The sequence below is a fragment of the Streptomyces sp. NPDC037242 genome, assembly GCF_055604165.1.
The window spans coordinates 1-4,755 of record NZ_JBVJUY010000065.1; the positions used below are offsets into that span (position 1 = coordinate 1).

The 4,755-nt window shown below is 68.7% G+C and carries 3 protein-coding genes and 2 pseudogenes; all 5 read right to left on the reverse strand.

The features are described from left to right. Positions 1-85: pseudogene (locus ACZ7GJ_RS37755) on the reverse strand (ATP-binding protein); the annotation flags it as partial. Further along, positions 66-620 carry a DUF742 domain-containing protein gene (locus tag ACZ7GJ_RS37760; RefSeq protein ID WP_365917523.1) on the reverse strand — a complete coding sequence of 185 codons (555 nt, stop codon included), beginning with the start codon at positions 618-620 and terminating at the stop codon, positions 66-68. The pseudogene ACZ7GJ_RS37755 and the gene ACZ7GJ_RS37760, both read right to left, overlap by 20 nt. A gap of 93 nt (positions 621-713) precedes the next feature. Then, the gene (locus ACZ7GJ_RS37765) at positions 714-1,127 is read right to left on the reverse strand and encodes a roadblock/LC7 domain-containing protein (protein WP_007266772.1); all 414 of its coding nucleotides are present in this window, start codon (positions 1,125-1,127) and stop codon (positions 714-716) included. A 10-nt stretch (positions 1,128-1,137) separates the two neighbouring features. Beyond that, on the reverse strand, positions 1,138-4,350 hold the full coding sequence (locus tag ACZ7GJ_RS37770; RefSeq protein WP_470758491.1) for a sensor histidine kinase: 3,213 nt from the start codon (positions 4,348-4,350) through the stop codon (positions 1,138-1,140). 297 nt (positions 4,351-4,647) lie between these two features. After that, positions 4,648-4,755 (reverse strand): annotated as a pseudogene (locus ACZ7GJ_RS37775) (ATP-binding protein); the annotation flags it as partial.

Genomic DNA, 4,755 nt, shown 5'->3' on the forward strand with positions numbered 1-4,755 from the left:
CCACGCCGAAGCCGCCCGCCACCACGATCTTCGCGGAGGTGGTGGAGCGAGGAGCCGCTCCGCCGTTAGAGCTTGCGAAGTCCACTGAGCACCCTTTCGAGCAGTGTCACATCTGGCTGGCCGCCGGCAGACTCATCGCCGCCGGGCTGGTGAATGGCGACGAGGCCCGCCTCCGCCAAGTCGGCGACGAGGATCCGGGCGACACCAAGAGGAATGGAGAGAAGTGCCGAGATCTCCGCGACGGATTTGATCTCCTGGCACAGGCGGCAGATGCGCTGGTGCTCGGGCAACTGCCCTTGCAGCCTGGCGGGATCGGCCGTGGTACTGACCAGCGCCTCGATGGCGAGCTGGTAGCGCGGCCGGGTCCGGCCGCCGGTCATCGCGTACGGGCGCACCAGCGGGTTGTGAGCCTTCGGGGCCTGCGGCTGCGAGGTCCGGTAGGGCTGCTGCGACGGACGCCCGGGCTGCTGCTGGGGCTGGCCGTACGGCTGCTGCTGGTAGGGGTTGTGCTCCGGCACGGGCCGGTTGCTCGGCGAGGAGGGGAAGTTGAAGCGGTTCTGGTCGTGCCCACCCTGCGGCTGCTGCGCGCCGCCATAAGGATGTCCTCCGGGTGTTGTCACGTTTCCTCCTCCGACTCCAAGAACGCAGTACTCCCTGTGGAACCGCGCCACCGCACCCTATGGTGCGATGGCGCGAAACGCACTGCCTGTCTGCTAGTTGAGAAGACTTCCCTGCAGCTCCGCACGCAGGTCCGGCGTCAGTACGGTGCCCGCACGATCCACCAGAAGGGCCATCTCGTAACCCACGAGGCCGATGTCGCACTCGGGGTGCGCGAGCACCGCGAGGGACGATCCGTCGGAGACGGACATGAGGAAGAGGAACCCCCGGTCCATCTCGACCACGGTCTGGTTGACGGCCCCACCCTCGAAGATGCGGGAGGCTCCTGCGGTCAGCGACGTCAGACCGGAGGCCACGGCCGCCAGCTGGTCGGCGCGGTCGCGCGGGAATCCGTCGGACATCGCCAGAAGAAGGCCGTCGGCGGAGACCACCACGGTGTGGGACACCCCTGGGGTGTTGTCCACGAAGTTGGTGATCAACCAGTTCAGGTTCTGTGCCGCCTGGCTCATCGGGCTCACACTAACGCTCCTGGTCATAGCTGTTACTTGACTGCTCGGAACCCGCACTGCGTCCCTGCTGGACACCTCGCCGCAGGTTGCTCAACCTGCCGCGGACGTCCTCCGGTGCGCGGGAGACCTGTGGGCCGCCCTGCGGGGTCGTCTCCGCGGCACCCTCGACCAGGTTGGCCTTGGGCACCCGCCGAGGGAGACCGGACGGGGTGACCCCGCCCGCCTTCGGCTCACGGAGTTTTCCGGCCTGCTGCCAGCGCTCGTCGTTGCGCGAGCGCCAGGCCGCAGAGCCTTCTGTCTCTTCCGGGGCCTGCTCCGGGGCGGCGGCCTGCTGCTGACGCTGCGGCCGCTGCTCGAAGAGGGATCCCTTGGACTCCGCTTCCTGCTGTGCCGGCTGCCACTGCTGCTGGCTGCCGCGACGCGGCAGGCCCGCTCCGGTCATCGTGTGACCGGTGTCGGCAGCGGCGCCCGGACGGTCGAAGCCTACGCGGTCCCGGGCCGGTTCGGGAGCGGCCGGGGATTCCGATTCGGTCCCGTAATCCTGCTGGTAGGCCCCGGAGTAGGAGTTTTGCTCGGGCCACTCGGCCTGCTGCGACTGGGCTTCGTACCCATTGTCGTAGGCCGGGAGATCCTGCCGCTGATCCGGGTACTCGGCTTCCGGATACGTGTACCCCTGCTGCGGGTAGGCGTCGTAGCCCTGCTGGGGCTGCTGAGCCTGGGGGGAGTCGTACGCGCCCTCGTAGCCCTGCTCGGGCTGCTGCTCGTAGCCCTGGTACGACTGGTAGCCGTGTTCGGGCTGCGGTTCCGGATACTCCTGGGCGGAGTGGTCCGCGTACGGCGCCTGCTCCTGCGGATAGCCCACCTGGGCCTCCAGCGCGGCCCGGCGCTCCTCGCGTCCCAGGGACCGGCCGACGGGGTCGAGATCGCGGGCGTCGGGACCCGGCTGGTCGGCCCGGTGGACCTCGTAGCGGGAGTCGTCGAAGCCGAGCTCGGCGGCCGTGCGCTGCGGCGCGGCCTGCTGCGCCTGCTGCTGCGGGATCATCGAGGAGACCGTGAAGTCGTCCTCGGGCACGCCCTCGCCACCGCCACCGTGGGTGATGGCGTCGGGGAGCATGACCAGCGACGTGGTGCCGGCCGCCTCGCCCGAGGGGCGCAGCTGGACGCGGATGCCGTGGCGGTCCGCCAGCCGGCCGACCACGAACAGACCCATGCGCTGCGAGATCGCGGCGTCCACGGTCGGCGGGTTGGCCAGCTTGTGGTTGATGTCCGCGAAGTCCTCGGCGGTGAGGCCGATGCCCTTGTCGTGGATCTCGACCATCACGCGGCCGTCGGGCAGACGCGTGGCGTTGACGCGGACCTTGGTCTGCGGGGAGGAGAACGTGGTGGCGTTCTCCAGCAGCTCGGCGAGCAGGTGCACGAGGTCGGTCACGGCCTGGCCGTGGATCTCGGCCTCGGAGACGCCCGAGAGCTCGATGCGCTCGTACTGCTCCACCTCGGAGGAGGCGGCGCGCAGGACGTCGACGAGGGGCACCGGCTGGTCCCAGCGGCGGCCCGGCTCCTCACCCGCGAGGATGAGGAGGTTCTCGCCGTTGCGGCGCATACGGGTGGCCAGGTGGTCCAGGCGGAAGAGGTTCTCCAGCTGGTCCGGGTCGGCCTCGTTGTTCTCCAGGTCGGTGATGAGGCTCAGCTGGCCCTCGATCAGCGACTGGTTGCGCATGGAGAGGTTCGTGAAGATCGCGTTGACGTTCCCTCGCAGGAGCGCCTGCTCGGCGGCGAGCCGGACCGCTTCCCGGTGGACCTGGTCGAAGGCGCGGGCGACCTCGCCGATCTCGTCCTGGGAGTCGATGGGGATCGGCGTGACGCGGGTGTCGACCTTGCCCGGGTCGGTGCGCGAGAGCTGGTCGACGAGCATCGGCAGGCGCTGCTCGGCGACGTCGAAGGCGGCGGTGCGCAGGCGGCTCATCGCGCGGCTCATCTGGCGGGCCATCATGCCGGCCATGATGAAGGCGGCGAGGAGGGCCACGACCACGATGGCGCCGTTGATGATGGCGTCGTTGCGGGCGCTGTCGGAGATCGCGATGCTCTCGGCGAGGGCCTTGTCGAGGAATTCCTTCTCGATCTCGGCGTAGCCGTCGAACTTCGCGGTGGCGGCCGCCTGCCAGGCGGGCGCGGTGGTGCCGTTCTGGGCCAGCTTGGTGTTCTTCTCACCGCTGGCTATCGCCTCGGTCATGCCGGTGAGCGCGGAGCCGTTGACCACCGGGGGAGCCTTGAAGACCGTGCCGGCCTGCTCCGCCGCCGTCTTGGCGGCGGTGAGCTTGGCGGCGCCGTCCTGGGACTTCGCGGCCATGATCTCGCGGAGGCGGTTGGTGTCCTCCTCGGTGCCGGCGGCGACGTACTCGCCGATGGCTATCTCTTCGAGGTAGGCGTACGAGGAGAAGGCGACCAGCTGGGCCTTGCGGATGTCCTCGTTCTCGTTCGGGCGGACCAGCAGGTGCGTACCCACGGAACGCTGGAGCGAGTTCGCGGCCTTGGCCAGCTCCAGGGCGTAGACCATGCGGCCGTAGGAGGTCACGTTGCCGGTGCCGAGGCCCAGTTCGTTCGAGAACTGCATGAGGTAGTGCTGGACCAGCACATAGCCCTCTTCGGTCGGGATGGGGCCCGCCGTGGTGGGGAGGTTCTTCTTCGCCGACTCCGGAGCGATGTAGGCCGTCTTGCGGACCTGCTCCAGCTTCGGCTCCTCGCGGTGGAAGAGCTCCAGGCGGCGCTCCAGGCCCTGCTTCTTCGGCAGGTCCTTCGAGGCCTCGGTGAACTTGGCCTGGGCCGAGTCCGTGGCCGCGTACGCCTTCGCGACGATCTCGCTGTTCTTCTCGCCCTTGAGGAGCGGCTCGGCCGTCAGGTCGCGCTCGTTGAGCAGGGCCTGGCCGTACTCGGCGGCGGCCTGGACGATGCGGGCGGTCTTCTCGGCGTCCTTGGCCTCGTTCCAGGTGTCGATGGAGCCCTTCACCTGGAAGCCGCCCATGACCAGTCCGACGAGGACGGGCACGAGCAGGATGGCGTTCAGACGGGTCGGCACACGCCAGTTGCGGGGCGAGAACCTGCTGGTGCTGCCGCCGCCCGCCGGGGGGTCCACGGGTACGTCGACGGGTGACGTGGCCGCGCGCGGCGGCGGGGTGAAGTTGCCGCGCGCGGGTTCATCCGCGGGGCTCGAGTTGCTTCGCCTCACTCGACCAACAACCTCTCGGCGGTGCTACTAGCTAGTTCGTTGAATTCCAGCACGGTTAACGGCCGTGTTCCAAACAGTTGAAACCAGCCATTCCTAGAGCCTTATGCCCCACATAAATCGGACATAAAGAGCGTCCTGCGGCAAAAAAGGGGCTAGTTGTGAGCGCAGCGAAACCGGCCGAACGCACCGTGTGTCCGACTACGGGCAATTCTCTGTCGAAACGTTATGAACGAGAAGGGCGGGCCGTGTCGTACGACACAGCCCGCCCCCTTTTTCTCGATCCGCTTTCGTGCGCGCCTACTTGAGACGCGCCATGAGGGCGTGCTCGACGAGCGTGATGAGCGCGCTCTTGGCGTCCGCGCGGTGGCGGGCGTCGGTGGTGATGATGGGGGCGTCCGGGCCGAT